Origin of the sequence: Pseudoduganella sp. R-31 (assembly GCF_049913235.1) — a bacterium.
Classification (GTDB): domain Bacteria; phylum Pseudomonadota; class Gammaproteobacteria; order Burkholderiales; family Burkholderiaceae_D; genus Rugamonas.
Map to the genome: position 1 here is coordinate 6,103,607 of NZ_CP183986.1, position 19,889 is coordinate 6,123,495.

The 19,889-nt window shown below is 64.3% G+C and carries 16 protein-coding genes; 4 read left to right on the top strand and 12 right to left on the bottom strand.

Annotation, left to right across the window (positions count from 1 at the left end; translation table 11 throughout):
• Positions 1-32 precede the first annotated feature (32 nt).
• The 8 genes from kdpE to ACN9MY_RS27845 all read right to left on the bottom strand — a co-directional run bounded on the left by kdpE (position 33) and on the right by ACN9MY_RS27845 (position 9,849).
• On the bottom strand, positions 33-740 hold the full coding sequence (kdpE, locus tag ACN9MY_RS27810; protein ID WP_426164970.1) for a two-component system response regulator KdpE: 708 nt from the start codon (positions 738-740) through the stop codon (positions 33-35).
• A complete protein-coding gene (kdpD, locus tag ACN9MY_RS27815) occupies positions 737-3,448 on the bottom strand; it encodes a two-component system sensor histidine kinase KdpD (RefSeq protein ID WP_426336431.1) in 2,712 nt (903 codons plus the stop codon). The genes kdpE and kdpD overlap by 4 nt, the downstream gene beginning before the upstream one ends.
• A 1-nt stretch (position 3,449) precedes the next feature.
• Positions 3,450-4,034, bottom strand: a complete 585-nt coding sequence (gene kdpC, locus ACN9MY_RS27820) for a potassium-transporting ATPase subunit KdpC (protein ID WP_426164974.1) — start codon at positions 4,032-4,034, stop codon at positions 3,450-3,452.
• 13 nt (positions 4,035-4,047) lie between these two features.
• Positions 4,048-6,144 (bottom strand): potassium-transporting ATPase subunit KdpB, encoded by a 2,097-nt coding sequence (gene kdpB / locus ACN9MY_RS27825; RefSeq protein WP_426336432.1) that lies wholly within the window; start codon positions 6,142-6,144, stop codon positions 4,048-4,050.
• Positions 6,145-6,156: 12 nt separating this feature from the next.
• Positions 6,157-7,938: a potassium-transporting ATPase subunit KdpA gene (gene kdpA, locus ACN9MY_RS27830; RefSeq protein WP_426164978.1), complete on the bottom strand. Its 1,782-nt coding sequence runs from the start codon at positions 7,936-7,938 to the stop codon at positions 6,157-6,159.
• A 1-nt stretch (position 7,939) separates the two neighbouring features.
• The gene (locus ACN9MY_RS27835; RefSeq protein ID WP_426164980.1) at positions 7,940-8,029 is read right to left on the bottom strand and encodes a potassium-transporting ATPase subunit F; all 90 of its coding nucleotides are present in this window, start codon (positions 8,027-8,029) and stop codon (positions 7,940-7,942) included.
• Between the two features lie 191 nt (positions 8,030-8,220).
• A complete protein-coding gene (locus tag ACN9MY_RS27840) occupies positions 8,221-8,931 on the bottom strand; it encodes a TorF family putative porin (protein WP_426336433.1) in 711 nt (236 codons plus the stop codon).
• A 102-nt stretch (positions 8,932-9,033) separates the two neighbouring features.
• Entirely contained in the window at positions 9,034-9,849 is an 816-nt protein-coding gene (locus tag ACN9MY_RS27845; RefSeq protein ID WP_426336434.1) for a response regulator, read from the bottom strand.
• Between the two features lie 128 nt (positions 9,850-9,977).
• On the opposite strand from ACN9MY_RS27845, the gene ACN9MY_RS27850 reads away from it, so the two are divergent.
• Together ACN9MY_RS27850 and parC are read left to right on the top strand one after the other, a co-directional pair.
• Complete coding sequence (locus tag ACN9MY_RS27850; protein ID WP_426164986.1) at positions 9,978-11,978, top strand: DNA topoisomerase IV subunit B; 2,001 nt, start codon at positions 9,978-9,980, stop codon at positions 11,976-11,978.
• A 128-nt stretch (positions 11,979-12,106) separates the two neighbouring features.
• A complete protein-coding gene (gene parC, locus ACN9MY_RS27855) occupies positions 12,107-14,449 on the top strand; it encodes a DNA topoisomerase IV subunit A (RefSeq protein WP_426336435.1) in 2,343 nt (780 codons plus the stop codon).
• Between the two features lie 98 nt (positions 14,450-14,547).
• On the opposite strand, the gene ACN9MY_RS27860 is transcribed toward parC, so the two are convergent.
• Entirely contained in the window at positions 14,548-15,954 is a 1,407-nt protein-coding gene (locus ACN9MY_RS27860; RefSeq protein WP_426164990.1) for a M64 family metallopeptidase, read from the bottom strand.
• Positions 15,955-16,046: 92 nt separating this feature from the next.
• On the opposite strand from ACN9MY_RS27860, the gene ACN9MY_RS27865 reads away from it, so the two are divergent.
• On the top strand, positions 16,047-16,601 hold the full coding sequence (locus ACN9MY_RS27865; protein ID WP_426319299.1) for a sigma-70 family RNA polymerase sigma factor: 555 nt from the start codon (positions 16,047-16,049) through the stop codon (positions 16,599-16,601).
• Entirely contained in the window at positions 16,598-17,284 is a 687-nt protein-coding gene (locus ACN9MY_RS27870; protein ID WP_426319300.1) for an anti-sigma factor, read from the top strand. The genes ACN9MY_RS27865 and ACN9MY_RS27870 overlap by 4 nt, the downstream gene beginning before the upstream one ends.
• Here the strand turns inward: ACN9MY_RS27870 and ACN9MY_RS27875 are convergent, their stop codons facing one another.
• From ACN9MY_RS27875 to ACN9MY_RS27885, 3 genes are read right to left on the bottom strand one after another with little or no spacing between them, the layout of a single operon-like run.
• On the bottom strand, positions 17,285-18,412 hold the full coding sequence (locus ACN9MY_RS27875; RefSeq protein WP_426319301.1) for a HupE/UreJ family protein: 1,128 nt from the start codon (positions 18,410-18,412) through the stop codon (positions 17,285-17,287). It abuts the gene before it with no gap.
• Positions 18,409-19,698, bottom strand: a complete 1,290-nt coding sequence (locus ACN9MY_RS27880; RefSeq protein WP_426319302.1) for a hypothetical protein — start codon at positions 19,696-19,698, stop codon at positions 18,409-18,411. Before ACN9MY_RS27880 ends, ACN9MY_RS27875 begins: the two co-directional genes overlap by 4 nt.
• A complete protein-coding gene (locus ACN9MY_RS27885) occupies positions 19,646-19,888 on the bottom strand; it encodes a hypothetical protein (protein WP_426165000.1) in 243 nt (80 codons plus the stop codon). The genes ACN9MY_RS27880 and ACN9MY_RS27885 overlap by 53 nt, the downstream gene beginning before the upstream one ends.
• Between the last annotated feature and the right edge of the window lies 1 nt (position 19,889).

Below are 19,889 nucleotides of genomic sequence, written 5' to 3' on the forward strand. Positions count from 1 at the left end.
TTGTGGCGGATTGCCAGACCTGACCCCGACTTTCAAGTTAATTGGAGGCGGTAGCCGACGGCGGTTTCGGTCAGCAGGTATTGCGGCTGGGCGGGGTCGTCTTCCAGCTTGTGGCGCAGGTGGCCCATGTAGATGCGCAGGTAGTGGCTGTTGTCCGATTGCGCGGGGCCCCAGACGGCGCGCAGCAACTGGGGCGCGGTCATCACGCGGCCGGCGTTGGCGACCAGCACGGACAGCAAGCGGTATTCGGTTGGCGTCAGGTGGACGTGCTCGCCGCGCTTGGTGACGCGGCGGTTCGGCAAGTCGACCACTACTTCGCCAAATTGCACTTGGCCGGCGCTGTCGGCCTGCGGTTGCCGCTGGCGGCGCAGGGTGGCGCGCACCCGGGCCAGCAGCTCGCCGGTACCGAATGGCTTGCTGAGGTAATCGTCGGCGCCGGCGTCGAGCGCCTTGATCTTGTCGGCTTCGTTGACGCGCGCCGACAGCACGATGACCGGCACATTCGACCATTTGCGCAGGTCGGCGATGAAGTCGTTGCCGTCGCCATCCGGCAGGCCGAGGTCGAGGATCACCAGGTCGGGCCGGCGCGTTCCGGCGTCGATCAGGCCACGCTGCATGCTGGCCGATTCGTGCACGTGCCAGCCTTCTTCCTCCAGTGCGGCGCGCACGAAGCGGCGGATCTGGGGTTCGTCTTCCACCAGCAAGGCGGTGGGGACAATCTCGGATTGTTGGGTGTTCATTCTTCCTCGATTTCAGGCAGCCCTGGCGGCGTGCTGACCGGCAGCGTGAAGACGAAGGCGGCGCCGCCGAGCGGAGACTTGTCCGCCGCTATCGTGCCGCCATGTGCTTCGACAATGGCGCGGCAAATTGCCAGCCCAAGGCCGACGCCCGGCTTGGCCGATTCTTTTTCGCCGCGGGTGAATTTTTCAAAGATCGCTTCTTCGCGGCCACGCGGCAGGCCCGGGCCGTTATCGTACACCATGACCCGCACGAATTCGCCGCGCTGCACGGCGTAGATCACGATGGATGCGCTGGGCGGCGTGTACTTGGCGGCGTTTTCCAGCAGGTTGCACAGCACGCGTTCGATCAGCACCGCGTCGAAGCGCAACAGGGGCAAGCCGAGCGAGAGCTGGGTGCTGACCTTGTGCCCTGTCAGCTGCAGTCGGCTAGAACGCAAGGCGCTGCCCACTACTTCTTCCAGCGGCTGCCATTGCAGGTTGAATTTCAATTCGCCGCTTTCGATGCGTGCCATGTCGAGCAGGTTGGCGACCAGGGCGCTCATGCGCAGCGCTTCGGCATGCAGGGAGCTGGCGAGGGACAGCTGCTGCGCCGACAGCGCCGGGCGCGAACCGGCCAGCGATTCGGACAGGCCGACCAGTGAAGTCAGCGGCGTGCGCAGGTCGTGCGACAAGGCTGCCAGCAGCGAATTGCGCAGCCGTTCCGATTCCATATTGACCAGCGCCTCCTGCGCCACTTCGACGTAATGCACCCGCTCCAGTGCAATCGCGGCCAGCGCCGCGAAGGTGTCGAGGTGCTGCCGCTGTTCGGGAATCAGTAGCCAGCGGCGCTGCGCCGGCTCAATGGCCAGCACGCCACGGGTGCGCATGGGCGCTACCAACGGCATGTAGAACAAGGGGCTGGCCGGAAGCGTGTCCGTGCACAGGCCAGCGCTTTCGGCATGGTCGAACGCCCATTGCGCCACGCCCTCGTCAAGCGCAGGCACCGGAGCGGTGCCTGGCGGCAGGTGCAGCCTTCCGTCGGCATCAGGCACCAGCAGCGTTGCCTTGGCATTGAAAGTCGATTGTACGAAGCGCGCCGTGGTCTCGAACACTTGCCCGGTCTGCAGCGCCCCGGACAGCTCGCGCGCGAATTCGTACAGGGCGCGGGCGCGTGCTTCACGATAGGAGGCCACACGGGCCTGGAAGCGCAAGCCCGCGGTCAGGTGGCCGGTGATCAAGCCTACCGCCAGCATCACGGCAAAGGTGATGGCGTATTGCAGGTCCGAGATCGCGAAACTGAAGCGTGGCGGCACGAAGAAAAAGTCGAAACACGCCACGCTGACGCAGGTCGCCAGCACGGATGGCCCGCGCCCGTAGCGCACTGCCACCAGCAGCACCACCAAAAGGAACAGCATGGCAATATTGGCCAGGTCGAAGTATGGCAGCAGCGGCGTCGCCAGCATGGCCATGCCGACGCTGGCGAGGCCAGCCACCGCAAAGCCCTTCGCCCGCCGCCTGAAGCGCAGCGCATCTTCGTCGGCGTCGTCCGGCGCGGCGGTGCCGGCTGCGGCTTGCACCGGATGCGCTTCGACCTCGCTGCCGGACACTTCGATCAGGTCGATGTCGGGCGCATGCGCCGCCAGGCTGCGGATATGCGAACGGCGCCATGGCCAGTTGCGGTGCGCCCGCCCCATCGCAATCTTGGACAGGTTGTGGCTGCGCGCGTACGCGGCAGCCGTGGCGGCGATATCGCTGCCGGACAGCACGGCAGTGGTGGCGCCCAGGTCCTGCGCCAGCTTGAGCATTTTCAGGACGCGCTCACGCTCCCCGGCCGGCAGGCGTTGCAAGGCCGGCGTCTCGACGTAGATGGCGTGCCATTGCGTGCCCAGTTGTCCCGCCAGGCGTGCGGCGCTGCGCACCACTTGCTCGCAGCCTGGGCGCGGGCCGATCAGCGCCAGCACCGATGCGCCGGTTTTCCAGATGGTGTCGATCGACTGCTCGACACGATAGGCGCGCACATCGTCTTCGATACGGTCGGCAGTGCGGCGCAGGGCCAGTTCACGCAGCGCGATCAGGTTCCCTTTGCGGAAGAAGTTTTTCGCGGCCCGTTCGGCCTGCTGCGCCTGGTAGACCTTGCCGCCTTTCAGGCGCGTCAACAGTTCGTCGGCCGGGATGTCGACCAGCACCACTTCGTCGGCGGCGTCGAACACGGTATCGGGCACGGTTTCATTGACCTGGATGCCGGTGATGCCGCCCACCACGTCGTTCAGGCTTTCCAGGTGCTGCACGTTGACGGTGCTGAAGACATCAATGCCGGCTTCCAGCAGTTCTTCCACGTCCTGCCAGCGTTTGGGATGGCGCGAGCCCGGCGCGTTGGAGTGCGCCAGTTCGTCGATCAGGACCAGCGGCGGGCGGCGCGCCAGGGCGGCATCGATATCGAACTCGTTCAGGATCTTGCCGCGATAGGCAATTGCCCGAAGCGGCAGTACGTCCAGCCCTTCCAGCAGCGCCGCCGTTTCGCTGCGGCCGTGGGTCTCGATGACGCCGACCAGCACCAGCTGCCCGGCCGCCTGCAACTTGCGGGCGGCCGACAGCATGGCGTAGGTCTTGCCGACGCCGGCCGACGCGCCGAAGTAGATGCGCAGCTTGCCCCGCGCCGCCTTGCGCTCCTGCTGCATTTGCGCCAGCAGCGCGTCGGGATCTGGCCGGTCGTCGTCGAGTGGAATCATATCAGCGAGTATGCGGCGTTTTCTCGTCCAGCGCCAGATTCAACGCCAGGACGTTCACGCGCGGCTCGCCGAAGACGCCCATGACCTTGCCCGACGCATGCTCGGCGATCAGCGCCCGCACCTTGTCCGGTGCGATGCGTCGCTCGTCCGCCACGCGCCGAAGCTGGTATTCAGCAGCGGCCACGCTGATCTCCGGATCGAGCCCGCTTCCCGAGGCCGTGACCAGGTCGACAGGGATTGGCGCCGTGTTGCCCGGATCGGCAGCCTTGAGCGCTTCGATGCGGGAGCGCACAGCATCGGTGAAGGCGGGGTTGAGCGGGCCCTGGTTGGAGCCGCCGGAGCCGTTGGCGTTGTAGGGCATCGGGCCGGTGGCCGACGGGCGGCCCCAGAAATACTTCGCCGAGGTGAATTGCTGGCCAATCAGCTTTGAGCCGACTGGCTTGCCGTCCACTTCCAGGATGGAACCGCCAGCCTGGGCCGGGAAAGCCGCCGAGGCAACGCCTGTGACGGCAAGGGGATAGATCACGCCGCAGGCCAGGGTCAGTGCGCCGAACAACACCAGCGCGGGACGAATAGTCGAAATCATCTTGTTCTCCAGCTTAAACGAAGTTGAACGCTGCCAGCAGCATGTCGATCAATTTGATGCCGATGAACGGCAGGACCAGGCCGCCGGCGCCATACACCAGCAGGTTGCGGCGCAGCAGAGCGGTGGCGCCGATGGCGCGATAGCGCACGCCTTTCAGGGCCAGCGGAATCAGGAACACGATGATCAGCGCGTTGAAGATCACGGCGGACATGATGGCGGAGTTGGGGCTGGCCAGGTGCATGACGTCCAGCGCCTTCAGTTGCGGATAGGTGCCGACGAAGGCTGCGGGGATGATCGCGAAGTATTTGGCAATATCGTTCGAAATCGAGAACGTGGTCAGCGAGCCGCGCGTCATCAGCATCTGCTTGCCGATCTCCACGATCTCCAGCAGTTTGGTCGGATTCGAATCCAGGTCCACCATATTGCCTGCCTCCTTGGCAGCCTGGGTGCCGGAGCTCATGGCCACGGCGACGTCGGCCTGGGCCAGCGCGGGCGCATCGTTGGTGCCGTCGCCGGTCATGGCGACCAGGCGGCCGTCGGACTGGTAGCTGCGGATAAGTTTCAACTTATCCTCAGGCGTCGCCTCGGCCAGGAAGTCGTCGACGCCGGCTTCTGCCGCAATCGCAGCGGCGGTCACCTTGTTGTCGCCGGTGATCATCACGGTCTTGATGCCCATGCGGCGCAGCTCCGCGAAGCGTTCCTTGATGCCGCCCTTGACGATATCCTTGAGTTCCACCACGCCCACCACGCGGCCATTGTCGGCCACCACCAGCGGCGTGCTGCCGCGGCGCGATACATCCTCCACAGTGCGGCCCACTTCGGCAGGCCATTGCTGGCCGGCCGCTTCCACATGCTTGCGCACTGCGTCGGCGGAGCCCTTGCGCACTTCACGTCCCTCCATGTCGACACCGCTCATGCGGGTGTTGGCCGAGAACGGAATGAAGGAGGCATGCAACGGCGACAGTTCGCGTTCGCGGATATTGAACTTCTGCTTGGCCAGCACCACGATGCTGCGGCCTTCCGGCGTTTCATCCGCCAGCGAGGCCAGTTGCGCCACATCGGCCAGTTCGCGCTCGGTGACGCCCGGTGCCGCGAAGAAGGCCGACGCCTGGCGGTTGCCCAGGGTGATGGTGCCGGTCTTGTCCAGCAACAGCACGTCGACATCGCCAGCTGCTTCCACCGCGCGGCCGGAGGTGGCGATCACGTTGGCCTGCATCATTCGGCTCATGCCTGCCACGCCGATGGCCGACAGCAAGCCCCCGATGGTGGTCGGGATCAGGCACACCAGCAGCGCAATCAGCACCGTAATGGTGATCGGCGAACCCGCCTGCGCGGCCGCCACTGAGAACAGCGAGAACGGCAGCAAGGTCGCGGTCACGATCAGGAACACGATGGTCAGCGCCACGAGCAGGATCGTCAGCGCGATCTCGTTCGGCGTCTTCTTGCGCTTGGCGCCTTCCACCATGGCGATCATGCGGTCGAGGAAAGTTTCGCCCGGGTTGGCGGTGACCTGTACCACCAGCCAGTCGGACAGCACGCGGGTGCCGCCGGTAACGGAAGAAAAGTCGCCGCCCGATTCGCGGATGACCGGCGCGGACTCGCCGGTAATGGCGCTTTCGTCCACCGAGGCCACGCCTTCGATCACGGTGCCGTCGATCGGTATGATGTCGCCGGCCTCCACCAGCACGTAGTTACCCTTGCGCAGGTCGGTGGCCGGGCATGGCAACCAGGCGGTGCCATGTTGTGGCGCCGCGAGGCGCTTCGACATCACGCTCTGCTTCAGGCTGCGCAGCGAAGCCGCCTGCGCCTTGCTGCGGCCTTCGGCCAGCGCTTCAGCAAAATTTGCGAACAACACGGTGAACCACAGCCACACGGCTATGGCAAGGATAAAGCCGGAGCTGGCCTCGCCCACGCCGTTCAGCGCCTGGATGTAAAGCAGCGTGGTAATGATGCTGCCGATATAGACGACAAACATCACGGGGCTGCGCAATTGGACCGCGGGACTCAGCTTGCGGAACGCATCGGCGATGGCAAGAACCACCAGTTGCGAATCGAGCAGCTTGAGGCGCTGGCCTGGTTGGGCGAGTGGAATCGCCTGGGATTGCGACATGGTGTGCACTCCTTATTTATACAATTGCAGGTGTTCGATCACCGGGCCAAGCGCCAGCGAAGGAACGTAATTCAACACGCCCACCAGCAGCACCACGGCTACCAGCAGCATTACGAACATCGGGCCATGGGTCGGCATGGTGCCGGCGTTGGCCTGAAGCCGCTGTTTGGAGGCCAGCGAGCCGGCTATCGCCAGCACCGGCACGATCATCGCGAAGCGGCCAAACCACATGGCGACGGCCAGCATGATGTTGTAGAACGGCGTATTGGCGGAAAGCCCGGCGAAGGCGCTGCCGTTATTGTTGGCGGCCGAGCTGAAGGCATATAGGATCTCGGAGAAACCATGCGCGCCCGGATTGGCAACGCCGGCCTTGCCCGCTTCCAGCATGACGGCGATGGCGGTCCCCACCAGCACCAGGGTCGGCGTCACCAGGATGGCGATCGACGTCATTTTCATTTCATACGACTGAATCTTCTTGCCCAGGTATTCCGGGGTGCGGCCGATCATCAGGCCGGCGATGAACACCGCCATGATGGCGAAGACCAGCATGCCGTACAGGCCAGAGCCCACGCCACCGAACACCACTTCCCCCAGCTGCATCAGCAGCATCGGCCCTGCACCGCCCAAGGGCGTGAAGGAATCGTGCATGCCGTTCACGGCGCCGCAGGATGCAGCCGTGGTCACGGTGGCGAACAGGCTTGTGGCGGCGATGCCGAAACGCGTTTCCTTGCCTTCCATATTGCCGCCAGCCTGCAATGACGTGGCTGACTGGTCGACGCCCATTGCTTGCAGTGCCGGTTGCGCGGCCTGCTCCGCAGCGGTGATGCCGGTAGCTGCGACCACGAACATGATGGTCATAGCGCCCAGCACGGCCCAACCCTGGCGGCGATCGCCCACCAGGCGGCCAAAGGTAAAGCACAGCGCGGCGGGGATCAGGAAGATGGCGAGCATCTGTGCGAAGTTGGACAGCGGCGTCGGGTTCTCATACGGGTGCGCCGAGTTGGCGTTGAAGAAGCCGCCGCCATTGGTGCCCAGCATCTTGATCGCTTCCTGCGAAGCGACTGGGCCCATCGCGATGGTTTGCGTGGCCACGCTCTGGGTTTGGGCAGGGGCCTCGGGCGTGGCGCCCGGGACGGTATAAGTCACCGGTTCCACCAGGTTCACTTCCTTATAGGCGGAAAAGTTCTGGATCGATCCCTGGCCGACCAGGAATACTGCAAAGACAAAGGACAAAGGCAGCAATACGTACAGCACGGTGCGGGTCAGGTCGACCCAGAAGTTGCCGATCGACTTTGCCGAGCGCGCGGCGAAACCGCGGATCAGGGCAAAGGCCACGGCAATGCCGGTGGCCGCCGAGAAGAAGTTCTGGCCGGCGAGCGCCAGCATCTGGCTCAAATAGCTCATGGTCTGTTCGCCCGCATAGCCTTGCCAGTTGGTGTTGGCCACAAAGCTGACGGCGGTATTGAAGGAGGAGTCCGGACTGACGCCAGGCAGGCCCTGGGGGTTAAGCGGCAGCCAGGCCTGCAAGCGCTGAACAGCGTAGACAAACAGGGTGCCAACGAGATTGAAGACCAGAAGTGCCTTGGCGTAGGCCTTCCAGCCCATGCCTCGCTGCGCTTCGTCGCCCGGCACGCCAGCGGCACGATACAGCAGCCTTTCGACTGCAGCCAGCCAGCCAAGGCCAGGGATTTTGCTGCCATCGGCCACGCGAGCCAGCAAGGCGCCGAGCGGCCACGCTGCGGCGACCAGGACCAGCAGGAAGACGGCCAGCAGCAGGAAGGATTGGGGGGTCATATTACAGGTCCTCCGCTTTCAGAAGGGCAGCCAGCAGGTAGACCAGCAAGCCGGCCGTGGCGACGGAGCCGATGAGATAAAAGATATTCATTGCTTCCCTCCCAGCTTGTCGCAACCGGCCGCCATGGCGACAACCAGCACGAAAAAGGCGACGATTGCGCCAATAAAAACGATGTCCATCAGGTTCCCCGAAAGGTCTTGTTTGCATGCGAACCAGCTTATCGAGACACGCCTAAATTCGGTGTAAAGACTCGGCAAAGCGGTGTAAACAAGGTGTAAAAATCAGAAGGTCCGGCTGACCGTGAGCTGCAAGGCGCTCTTGCCCAGGAACTTGCCGTTGGCTGGCGAGGCGTAGGCTGCCTTGCCGGCATTGGTGCCGACGGCAGCCAGCTGCACGCTGGCGATGCCCAGGTCTTTGCTCACGCCCAGCTTCCAGTCGCTGTAGTCGGCGACGCCATTGTTTTTCACGCGCTGGTGGCCAGCGTGCAGGTTGATGGTGTAGCCGGCGCCCGCATCGACATTTGCGCCCAGGTCCAGGTAGCCGGAGTTTTTGCTGTCGGCGAAGCCGAACAGGCTGGTCACGGAATGCGAGTATTTCAAGGTCGCCGGGCCGTATCCAAGCTGGCCGTGGATCTCCGTCGTGTCAGGGTTATCGAGGCCTGGGATGCGCCCCTTATAAACATAGGTCAGCACGCCCGCGTCGTAGCTGACATCTGCCGTCAGTTGGCCGCGCTTGCCGCCGTAGATATCCAGCTCCACGCGGCCGGCCCCACCGGCATCGCGCGTCCAGTTGATGGCCGATGCCCAGGCGCCCGCGTACCAGCCTGTCCCCCTGTCGGCAAGATCGGCGCCGGCCTGCAACGCGGGCTGCAGGCGCGATTGCGAGATCCCGCGATAGCGGTAATCGCTGGCCAGCGCAGCGTTGAAGCTCAGATCATTGGCAAAGGCAGGAGCGGACAGCATCGCCGCCGCCAGGAATAACGCGTTCTTCATACATTCGCTTTCGTCAAAAAGAAGGTGACGAAAGCGTATCGATCGGCGCGTAAAAACGGTCTAAATAGAAGGCAGCGACAAATCAACGCCGCATAAAAATACCTACAGCCGCATGAATTTGCGCAGCACCGCCTGCACCTGGTGTTCAGCCAGCGGCTTGTCCAGCATGCCGGCGGCGCCGGCGGCACGTCCGCGCGTCAGGTCGTAGTCGTGGGCCGACTGCACCAGGAAGATCACTTCGGGTTGCGCCTCCAGGCTGCGCAGTTGGGCGCACAGCAGGTAATGGTCAATGATCGGGGCGGCGAAGTCGATCAGTACCACAGCCACCGGCTGCTGGCGGCAATGCGTCAGCGCTGCCACACCGTCCACCGCCCACAGCACCGCAGTGCCGAACTGTTTCAGGGACTGGCCCAGCTGCTCGCTGAAATTGGCGTTGGCATCGACGCACAGCACGGCGCCCTCGCGGCGCGGCTTGCGCATCTTTTCATAGACAGCGGGATCGGTCAGATCGAGGTCGAGCCGCTCGCGGCGCCGACGCTCGGGTACCAGCGAATCGACGGAAGCCGACAGGCCGGCCAGCACGTCGGCGCGGCGCTGGAGCAGGCGGCCCAGTTCCGCATACATGGCGCTCCACTGCACTGGTAGCGGCAGGTTCGGATATGGCAGGAGCACGCCGGTCGCTCCCAGCACCAGCGCCGGCCGGATGTCGCCTGCAGCCAACGATGCGATGGCTGCCAGCGCTTTCAGTTCCGTGCCGTTGGCCAGGTAAATATCAGGGTCCTGCAGGCTGTCTTCGGTCAGGCAGAGATAGGCCGGTCCGTCGGCGGGCGCCTTGGCCAGTCCCAGCGCGAGCGCGCGCTCGGCTTCCTGGGGGAAGCCGACCAGCCTGACTGCGAACGGGCGCCGATCTGTAGTCATAAAACCCATTTTAACGCTGCGATTCCCTTGCGCCACCGGCCGTAGCGGATAGAATGCGCAAGCATGCGATCCGTCAAACCGGAAAATACTGTATACAATCACAGCACTTTGCATTACCAATAACACGTATGGCCACTAAAAAACCAGTTTCCGACTACAGCGAATCATCTATCCGCGTCCTCAAAGGACTGGAACCCGTCAAGCAGCGCCCGGGCATGTACACCCGCACCGAGAACCCGCTGCACATCATCCAGGAGGTGATCGACAATGCCTCGGACGAAGCATTGGGCGGCCATTGCAAAAACATCATCGTGACGCAGAATGCCGACGGTTCCATCACCGTCGAAGACGACGGCCGTGGTATTCCGGTCGGCTTGCATCCTGAAGAAAACGTGCCGACGGTGGAAATCGTCTTTACCCGCCTGCACGCGGGCGGCAAGTTCGACAAGGGCTCGGGCGGCGCTTACGCCTTCTCGGGTGGCTTGCACGGTGTCGGCGTATCCGTCACCAACGCGCTGTCCAAGCGCCTGGAAATTGCAGTGTGGCGTAAAGACGACGCCGGCAACGGTTTCCACCAGATCGCCTTCGAACACGGCGACCTGGTCGAGCCATTGAGCTCCCAGCCGGCGCCGAAGGATGGCAAGAAGTCCGGTACCCGCGTGACCGCCTGGCCGGATGCGAAGTATTTCGATTCGCCGCTGATCTCGCAGGTCGAGCTGCAACGCCTGCTGCGCTCCAAGGCCGTGCTGCTGCCCGGCGTATCGGTCACGCTGAAGAATGCCAAGACCGGCGACGAACAGACCTGGATGTACAAGGACGGCCTGCGCGGCTACCTGAACGAGCAACTGGCGCAAACCACCTCCGGCGGCGAAACCCTGATCCCCCTGTTCGAGGGCGAGCAGTTCGCCACCCCTGATGCGGAAGGCTTTGCCGAAGGCGAAGGCGCGTCCTGGGTGGTGGCATGGACCGAGGAAGGCGCCGTGGTGCGCGAATCCTACGTCAACCTGATTCCGACCCCGAACGGCGGCACCCACGAATCGGGCCTGCGCGAAGGCCTGTTCGGCGCAATGAAGAACTTCGTCGAGCTGCACTCGCTGCTGCCGAAAGGCGTGAAGCTGCTGCCGGAAGACGTGTTTGCCCGCGCTTCCTTCGTGCTGTCGGCCAAGGTGCTGGACCCGCAATTCCAGGGCCAGATCAAGGAGCGCCTGAACTCGCGCGATGCGGTGCGCCTGGTATCGACCTTCTCCAAGCCCGCGCTGGAACTGTGGCTGAACCAGCACATCGACTACGGCAAGAAGCTGGCGGAGCTGGTGATCAAGCAAGCCCAATCGCGCCTGCGCTCCGCGCAGAAGGTCGAGAAGAAGAAGTCGTCAGGCGTGGCTGTATTGCCGGGCAAGCTGACCGATTGCGAATCGGACGAAATGACCCGCACCGAATTGTTCCTGGTCGAGGGCGACTCGGCGGGCGGTTCGGCCAAGATGGGCCGCGACAAGGAGTTCCAGGCCATCCTGCCGCTGCGGGGCAAGGTGCTGAACTCCTGGGAGACTGACCGCGACCGCCTGTACGCCAACAACGAAATCCACGACATCGCGGTGGCGATCGGCGTCGATCCGCACAATCATGGCGATTCGCCTGACCTGTCTGGCCTGCGTTACGGCAAAATCTGCATTCTCTCCGATGCGGACGTCGACGGCTCCCACATCCAGGTGCTGCTGCTTACCCTGTTCTTCCGCCACTTCCCTGCCCTGATCGACAAGGGCCACATCTGCGTGGCGCGTCCGCCGCTGTACCGCGTTGACGCACCGGCGCGCGGCAAGAAGCCGATCCAGAAGCTGTATGCGCTGGACGACGGCGAACTGGTGGCCATTGAAGACAAGCTGCGCAAGGACGGCTTGAAGGAAGGCTCCTGGACCATCTCCCGCTTCAAGGGCCTGGGCGAGATGAACGCCGAGCAGCTGTGGGAAACCACCATGAACCCGGACACCCGCCGCCTGCTGCCGGTGTCGCTGGGCGATTTCGACCACAGCTACTCCTCCTCGCGCTTCAATATGCTGATGGGCAAAGGCGAAGCCGCCGCCCGCCGCGCGTGGATTGAAGAACACGGCAACGAAGTGGAAGCGGATATCTAAAACCGGTAAAGCAGTGTCTGACCCGCGGGGTCAGACACTGGTACGCGACCGGTGCGGGCCTGGTGTCTGACTCCGCGGGTCAGACGGGACGGCCACCCGGCCGAATTACCAGTTAGAAAGTAAAAACTATGACTCAAGCAAATCTCTTTGACGAACCAACCCCGGAACTGCCGCCAAATGGCGGCAGCGGCGGTGATGACGGCGGCGAATCGCTGACCCTTTCGACCTTCGCCGAGCGCGCCTACCTGGATTACGCCATTTCCGTGGTCAAGGGCCGCGCCCTGCCGGACGTGTGCGACGGCCAGAAGCCGGTGCAGCGCCGCATCCTGTACTCGATGAATGAACTGGGCCTGGGCCCGACCGCCAAGCCGCGCAAGTCCGCCACCGTGGTCGGCGACGTGTTGGGTAAATTGCACCCGCACGGCGACCAGTCGGTGTACGACGCGCTGGTGCGCATGGCGCAGGATTTCTCGCTGCGCTATCCGCTGATCGACGGCCAGGGTAACTTCGGCTCGCGCGACGGCGACGGCGCAGCGGCAATGCGATACACCGAAGCCCGCTTGACCCCGATCTCGCGACTGCTGCTGGACGAAATCGACCAGGGCACCGTGGACTTCATCCCGAACTACGACGGCTCGTACGAAGAACCGGCCCTGCTGCCGGCGCGCCTGCCGATGGTGCTGCTGAACGGCGCCTCCGGTATCGCTGTGGGCCTGGCGACCGAAATCCCTTCGCACAACCTGACCGAGGTGGCGAAAGCTGCCGTGGCGATGATCCGCAATCCGAAGATCAGCCACGCGGAACTGATGGAACTGATCCCGGGCCCGGACTTCCCTGGCGGCGGCCAGTTGATCACTCCGCGCGCGCAACTGGACGACATGTACGCGTCCGGCCGCGGCTCGATGAAGGTACGCGCTCGCTGGAAGATCGAAGAACTGGCGCGCGGCCAGTGGCAGGCAGTTGTATACGAACTTCCCCCAGGTACTTCATCGCAGAAGGTGCTGGAAGAAATCGAAGAGCTGACCAATCCAAAGGTCAAACTGGGCAAGAAAGCCCTATCGCCGGAACAGGTTGCGCTGAAGGGCCTGCTGCTTGGCCAGCTGGACAAGGTGCGCGACGAATCCGGCCGCGAGGCCGCTGTGCGCCTGGTGTTCGAGCCTAAATCGAAGAACCAGAACCAGACCGAGTTCATGCACATGCTGCTGGCGCACACCTCGCTGGAGACTTCAGCGTCGATGAACCTGGTGATGATCGGCGGCGATGGCCGCCCGCGCCAGAAAGGCATCAGCGAAATCCTGGGCGAGTGGATTGAATTCCGCTTCGCCACCGTGACCCGCCGCACCCAGTTCCGCCTGAACAAGGTCGATGAGCGCATCCACATCCTGGAAGGCCGCCAGATCGTCCTGCTGAACATCGATGAGGTCATCGCCATCATCCGCAATTCGGACGAGCCGAAGGCGGCGCTGATCGAACGCTTCAAGCTGTCGGACCGCCAGGCTGAAGACATCCTGGAAATCCGTTTGCGCCAACTGGCACGCCTGGAAGCGATCAAGATCGAACAGGAACTGGCCGAGCTGCGCAAGGAGCGCGAAGGCCTGCAGGACGTGCTGGACAATCCGTCCACTCTGCGCCGCCTGGTCATCAAGGAAATCGACGGCGACGCCAAGACTTACGGCGACGCACGCCGCACCCTGATCGAGGAAGCGCAGAAGGCTGTCGTTGAACAGAAGGTGGCCGACGAACCGGTCACCGTAATCATTTCCGAAAAAGGCTGGGTGCGCGCACGGTCCGGCGTCGGCCACGATCCTGCGCAGTTCACCTTCAAGGCCGGCGATTCGCTGTATGGCGCATTCGAGTGCCGTACGGTCGATACCCTGCTGGGCTTCGGCGACAACGGCAAGGTGTATTCCGTGCCCGTGGCCGCCCTGCCTAATGCGCGCGGCGACGGCGTACCGATTACCACGCTGGTCGACCTGTCGGGCGGCGCCCGCCTGCTGCACTACTTCGCGGGCAATGGCGACAAGCAGCTACTGCTGGCGTCCGATGCGGGCTATGGCTTTATCGCCAAGGCCGGCGATATGGTGTCGCGACTGAAGGGCGGCAAGTCGTTCATTACGCTGGATGAGGGCGCGAAGCCGCTGCCACCGACCGTGGTGGCCGATGGCGCGAGCGCGGTGGCGGTCATTTCCGAGAAATCGAACCTGCTGGTGTTCGGCATGGACGAGATGAAGGTGCTGTCCAACGGCGGCCGCGGCGTGATCCTGATGGATCTGGCCGACAAGGAGAAGCTGGTTGCTGCTTGCGCGATCACCGACAAGGGCGTGACCGTGCAGGGGATTGGCAATGCTGCGAAGGCGAAGGAAGACCGCATGGGGCCGACGGCACTGGCGCCGCACTTCGGCAAGCGCGCTCGCAAGGGCAAGCCGATGCCGGTGCGGATCAAGCCGACTGGGTTGGCGCCGAACACCTGAACCGGCAACCTAGTGTCTGACCCGCAGGGTCAGACACTGTAACGCGGCGGCCGCAGGCCAAGTGTCAGACCCTATGGGTCTGACACTGGTTTACCGGTTTAGCGCGGGGCGTACAAGTCAATTGTCTCCTGCACCGCATCGCTGCACACCGCGCAAAACTCCTCGCTGCGGTCAAACATCAGGCACTGTTGCTGCGAACGATAGTAGCCCGTCGCTTCGTAGTTCGCTCCTTCGAACGCTCCCACGGCCTTGCGGTTCGGCGCTTTCGAGAACAGCGCATTGGTCCAGGCCAGATCCTCCTTGAACAACTTGCTCATCTCCGCTTCCGGACGATTATCCTTGCGCAGTTGCGCTCGAATCTTCTGGTACTCGCGTGAATGCGCCTCGTACTCCGCCTTCGGCCAGGCAGTCGGCAACGCAGTCCCCGGCGTCACAAACTTCTTCCACTTCACATTGGCCGGATCCAGCAAGGCCGTCACGTTCGGCTCCCATGGCTCCATGCGCACTCCGCCCGTGGCATAAGCCACCGGCGAGGTGTAATACTCATCCGCCAAGCCCGCGAAGTGGTGGCCGAATTCGTGCACGAACAGATAGTTCGCCCAATCGTTATCCGCGGCGGCCGTGCTGAATTGCCCGTAGATGCCGCCACCGCCGTAAGTATCGTTGTTGACCAGGATCTCGATGAACTCATACGGCGCGTGCTGCGCAATCTCGCGCAGCGCGCGGTTGTCGATGGTCAGCACATAACGTTCGCTGCCGAAGATGTCGTAGCGCGTGCCCAGCTTCGATGCATGGTGGCTGTTGGTGGAAGGACGCGACACGCCGCTCTCCTGCGTCGGCACCGCCATCGCCCATACGTTGAAGTCCTTGGCCCGCTCCTTGAACGGCGATACCGTGAACAGGTATTCGGACAGCTTGCGTGCCCGGGCTTCGAATTTGGCCATGTCGGCTTTGGTGTAGCCGTCGCCCAGGATCAGCAAGTCGACCTTCTTCTCGCTCGGCCCGTTGACACGGATCGGGATCGGCTTGGCGGGCGCCGCATCCTGCTTGCGCACCACATCCATCGCATCGGTATCGACGTCCACGCTCCACACCACGGAGAATTCATTACGCTCATCACGCTTCAGGATGCGCACCTTGACCGGGCGGTCAGGCTTGGGGAAGCGCACCGACTCATGGAAGCCGCGCGTCAGCTTGGCCGCCTCCTCGGTCGACTTCCACTCAACAAAGATGGTGGAGAAGGTGCGGGTGTACAGCACCTGGCCGGTCTTGGCGTCCGCCACTTCAACCTTGTTCACGCCGCGGTTAGTGGTATCGATTGTCTTGGACATATCGCCGGGCCATGGCAACGGCTCAATCACAACTTGTTCGATCGCATAACTTTCGTTTAGCGCGTTACCGGTGTGCATATAGTCAAGGCGCACGGTCGCAGGTTGCGCCGCCAGCGCAAGGCCGGCCGCGGTGCTCAGCGCCGCTCCCGCCAGCAGTCGGTTCAGGTACGACATGAAGTCTCCAGTGTGGTTTTGGTGGCGGTTATTGTAGCTTTGCTTTGCGGAATACAGTAGACCGCCCCGTAAGCCCGGCATAAGATGGCCCCATGCCCATCGAACCCGAACAGCTAAGAACATGGCTGGCAGCGGCCGGCCGCCAGGATGCCGTGGCGTTTCGCGCGCTGTACGATGCAGCCGCGCCGAAACTGTTTGGCTTTGCCCTGCGTATATTGCAGAAGCGGGAACTGGCCGAGGAAGCGCTGCAGGAAGGCTTCGTGTCGATCTGGCACGCGGCGCCGCACTACCAGGCCGGCCTGGCAGCGCCGCTGACGTGGATGGCTGCCATAGTCCGCAACAAGGCACTGGATATCCTGCGCCGCACGGACGATACGGTGGAATTGGACCATGAAGCATTTCGCGACGAGTACACAAGCTCACCCGCCGAGGCGAGTGAAATGAGCAGCGACGCCCGTGCGCTCATTGCTTGCATGGCGCGGCTGGAAGGCTTGCACCGGCTGGCGATCGGCCTCGCCTTCTTCCATGACCTGTCGCACACCGAAGTGGCGCAGCGCCTGTCGCTGCCGGTCGGCACGATCAAGACATGGATCCGGCGCGGCATGGAAAAGCTCAAGCATTGCCTGTCGCAAGGAGAAGGCCCATGAAGATCCGCGGCAACGATGCCTTGCGCGACAAGCTGGCCGCCGAATACGTGCTTGGCACCTTGCGCGGCGGTGCACGCCGCCGCTTCGAAGGCTGGATGTACACTGATGCCGCCCTGCGCATGCTGGTCAAGGAATGGGAGCGCCGCCTGCTGCCGATGCATGAATTCGTGCACACGGCCGAGCCATCGCCCCAGCTCTGGCGCAATATCGAAATGCGCCTGCACCTGAAGCCGGAACGCAGCAGCTGGCATTTCTGGCGCGGCTTCGGGCTCGGAACGGCATCAGCCACAGTGGCGGCGGGGCTGGTGGTGGCGATCAGCTTGCAGCAGTTGCGCGGGCCTAGCTACGACCTGATCGCGACATTGACCGACCAGCAAGCGCAGCCTGCCCTGCTGGTGAAGGCCGACACCAGCAAGCGCCTGCTGCAGGCCCATATCGTCGGCGGCGCACCGGTGCCGGTCGACCGGTCATTGCAATTGTGGGCGATTCCGAAGAAAGGATCTCCACGTTCGCTGGGCGTACTGGGAAGCGATGGGCGTGCAACGTTCTCGCTCGCGTCGGGCGCTGTCGGCGACGACGTCGTGATGCTGGCGATCTCGCTGGAGCCGCGCGGCGGATCACCCGATCCGAACGGGCCGACCGGGCCTGTGCTGTACAAAGGCCCGTGGGTACGGGCCATGTAATTACACAGTAGCCCGTTCGACGATCCACAACATGGCCAGCACGGCGATGCCGGCCGAGCCGGCCTTCACCATCAACTGTTTGTAGATCCAGCTGCGGCGCATGGCGAATGCGAGCGGCAGGAAGGCCGCCACAATTGCCAGCTGTCCCAGTTCGACGCCCGCGTTGAACGCTGCCAGCGCGAGTACCGCCGAGCCTTTCGGCAGGCCAAGGTCGCCAAGCACTCCCGCAAAACCGAAGCCGTGCAGCAGCCCGAAAGCGAAGGCGGCCAGCCAGCGCCTGCCTTGCACCAGAGGCCAGATGTTGTTCAGCGCCGCGACCGCGACCGAGGCCGCGATGGCGGTTTCGATCAGGCGGCTTGGCAGCGCGACCACTTGCAGCGCCGCGAGCGAAAGCGTGATGGAGTGTGCGAGCGTGAAGGCCGTGACGACGCGCAGCACATCCACGCCAGCCGGCCGCCAGCCTTTTGCCAGCACCGCCGGCAGCAACAGGGAAAGCAGGAACAGGATGTGGTCGTAGCCGGTCCAGATGTGCCAGATGCCGTGGTGCAGGTAGCTGCCGGCCTGTTGCCACGCGTTGCCACCGCCATCTCCCCCGCCTGCGGCGAGCCCCGTGCGCTCACCGCCCAGCACGGCCGATTGCGTGCGGCCGTCGACCGTAATGCTGGCCATGCCGCGATGCTGCGCATCCAGGTCGGCGAACAGCTGGTAGTCGATGGCGAAGGCGGCGCCGCTTTCGCAATCGCCTTGCAGCAACAGGACGGAGTAAGCGCCGTCAGTATGGCGGTCGATTTGCTGGCCTGTCACGCGCAGCCGGCAGCCCGGCGCCAGGCCGAGGCGCGGCATGGCATAGGTGGCAATGTCAGCATGGCGGGACCGGACTTCATCCCACGTCAGCTTGCCGTCACCATCGGCATCCAGCCCAAGGGCGAAATCGAGGTCGCGCAAGGCAATGTCCCAACGGCCGTCGACAAGGCGCAGCTGGCGCGCCGCCGCCGGGACGGCAGCCGCCAGGCGCAGCGCCAGGTAGCTATCGCTTGGCTTGTGGGCGTGCGCCGTGCCGGCGGCCAACAGTAAGGTCAGGAAGATCAGTCCGGCCAGCCTGCATGCGCGGAATTGTCGGGCGATCATGGTGCGCCTCCCTCCAGCTGCCGTGCCAGCGAAGCGACCAGGCTGTCCTCAAGGCCATGCCGGCGACGCCATGCCAGCGCCGGGCGGGCAGCCTCTGGATCGCGCGCCGCGAGTGCCGCTTCCAGCAGTATGCGCAGGTCTGCAGGCTCTTTCTGCACTTGCCAGTTGGCCAGCGCCAGCTGCAGCGCAGCGCGCGCGTCATGGCGCAAATGCAGCTCAAAACGGGCCTGTTCACGCTGGTGGATCGCGTCGCCACGGCGGGCAGCCGCATCGAAGCGCGCCTGCAAATCTGCAACGGCGCTTGTCACGGCCGGCGCGGCCGGCGCGGAACGCGACGCGGCGATGGTGTGCCGCAGCAGCAGGCCATCGATGCGAAGGTGCTTGCGCAGCAGCGCCTGCACTTCCTCGCCGCGTCCCTGGTCCAGCAAAAGGTCGGCATAAGCGCCAAGTAAGTAGCTATCGCCCGGCGCCAGGCCGAGCCCCAGGCGAAAACGCTCTTCTGCGCGCACGGCATCGGCGCGCCGATATGCCAGTTCGCCGAAAAGCGTCAATGCCCAGAGCCGCAAGCCGGCGTCCGATGCGGACGATGCGCCCTGGCCCCTGCCCGAGCGTTCGATGGCCAGCGCCAGCAGGTGTTCGCTGGCTGCAAGCTGGCCGCTGGCGGCGCGGGCGTTGGCAAGGCAGGCCATGCCGGCCAGTTGGCTGGCCAGCGACGAGAGCCGTCCGCAGCTGCGAACGGCCGCGTCGTACTCGCCCCGCACCACCTGCACTGTCGCCAGCGTCAGCCAGGCCTGGGGGTTGGCCGGGTCTGCGCGCGTGACGGCGCCCAGGTCGCGGATCGACTCGGCGAAGCGATGGCTGGATTGCAGCAGCGTCGCGCGCAGCAGCAATACCTGGACCGGCGGCGCAGCAGACTTCCACCAGGGAGCCAGCACCGCTTGCGCGTAGCCGAAATAGCGTGGATCGCCCGACGCGCGGCCACGCTCGATGTACTGCCGCGCGGCTTCTGCGGCAAGGACAGGATCGTGCGGCGCAGCGGCTATCTGCGCACGCTGGCGGCGCAATGCCGCATCCGGGGCATCGCCCCAGCGCGGCAGCGTCTCCAGCACCTGGGCGCCGGATTGCGGCACAAACGGCGCGGCCAGGCCGGGCAGCGGGAGCGCCGTGGCTGCAACTGCGGCGAGGGCCGAAGCGGCAGCGCGGATGATGCAGGTATCGGGCTTCATGCCGGCCTCACTCCAGCGCGACCGGCTCACCGCCGTCAGGCTGGCCCAGCGCCGTGCCATCGACATCGGCAGGCTCGGTGGTTTCAGGCGCGCTGCGGACCAGCGCAACGAGGGCGGAGGTGAAGGTGTCGCCGGGCGGCGGCGGGGCCGGCACCGGATCGGATATCGACATCGTCGAAGCGGCATCGCCACCACCGCCGCCGCAGCCGGCGAGCAGCACGGCCGCCATGGCAAGACAAAGGCGTTTCATG

Bases quoted from the DNA above. Each gene is read 5' to 3' on its own strand.
- ACN9MY_RS27840 (WP_426336433.1), bottom strand. From the start codon at position 8,931: ATGAAGAACGCGTTATTCCTGGCGGCGGCGATGCTGTCCGCTCCTGCC.
- parC (WP_426336435.1), top strand. From the start codon at position 12,107: ATGACTCAAGCAAATCTCTTTGACGAACCAACCCCGGAACTGCCGCCA.
- ACN9MY_RS27860 (WP_426164990.1), bottom strand. From the start codon at position 15,954: ATGTCGTACCTGAACCGACTGCTGGCGGGAGCGGCGCTGAGCACCGCG.
- kdpD (WP_426336431.1), bottom strand. From the start codon at position 3,448: ATGATTCCACTCGACGACGACCGGCCAGATCCCGACGCGCTGCTGGCG.
- kdpE (WP_426164970.1), bottom strand. From the start codon at position 740: ATGAACACCCAACAATCCGAGATTGTCCCCACCGCCTTGCTGGTGGAA.
- ACN9MY_RS27875 (WP_426319301.1), bottom strand. From the start codon at position 18,412: ATGATCGCCCGACAATTCCGCGCATGCAGGCTGGCCGGACTGATCTTC.
- ACN9MY_RS27835 (WP_426164980.1), bottom strand. From the start codon at position 8,029: ATGAATATCTTTTATCTCATCGGCTCCGTCGCCACGGCCGGCTTGCTG.
- ACN9MY_RS27870 (WP_426319300.1), top strand. From the start codon at position 16,598: ATGAAGATCCGCGGCAACGATGCCTTGCGCGACAAGCTGGCCGCCGAA.
- ACN9MY_RS27845 (WP_426336434.1), bottom strand. From the start codon at position 9,849: ATGACTACAGATCGGCGCCCGTTCGCAGTCAGGCTGGTCGGCTTCCCC.
- ACN9MY_RS27865 (WP_426319299.1), top strand. From the start codon at position 16,047: ATGCCCATCGAACCCGAACAGCTAAGAACATGGCTGGCAGCGGCCGGC.
- ACN9MY_RS27880 (WP_426319302.1), bottom strand. From the start codon at position 19,698: ATGGCACGGCGCTGGGCCAGCCTGACGGCGGTGAGCCGGTCGCGCTGG.
- kdpA (WP_426164978.1), bottom strand. From the start codon at position 7,938: ATGACCCCCCAATCCTTCCTGCTGCTGGCCGTCTTCCTGCTGGTCCTG.
- kdpC (WP_426164974.1), bottom strand. From the start codon at position 4,034: ATGATTTCGACTATTCGTCCCGCGCTGGTGTTGTTCGGCGCACTGACC.
- ACN9MY_RS27885 (WP_426165000.1), bottom strand. From the start codon at position 19,888: ATGAAACGCCTTTGTCTTGCCATGGCGGCCGTGCTGCTCGCCGGCTGC.
- ACN9MY_RS27850 (WP_426164986.1), top strand. From the start codon at position 9,978: ATGGCCACTAAAAAACCAGTTTCCGACTACAGCGAATCATCTATCCGC.
- kdpB (WP_426336432.1), bottom strand. From the start codon at position 6,144: ATGTCGCAATCCCAGGCGATTCCACTCGCCCAACCAGGCCAGCGCCTC.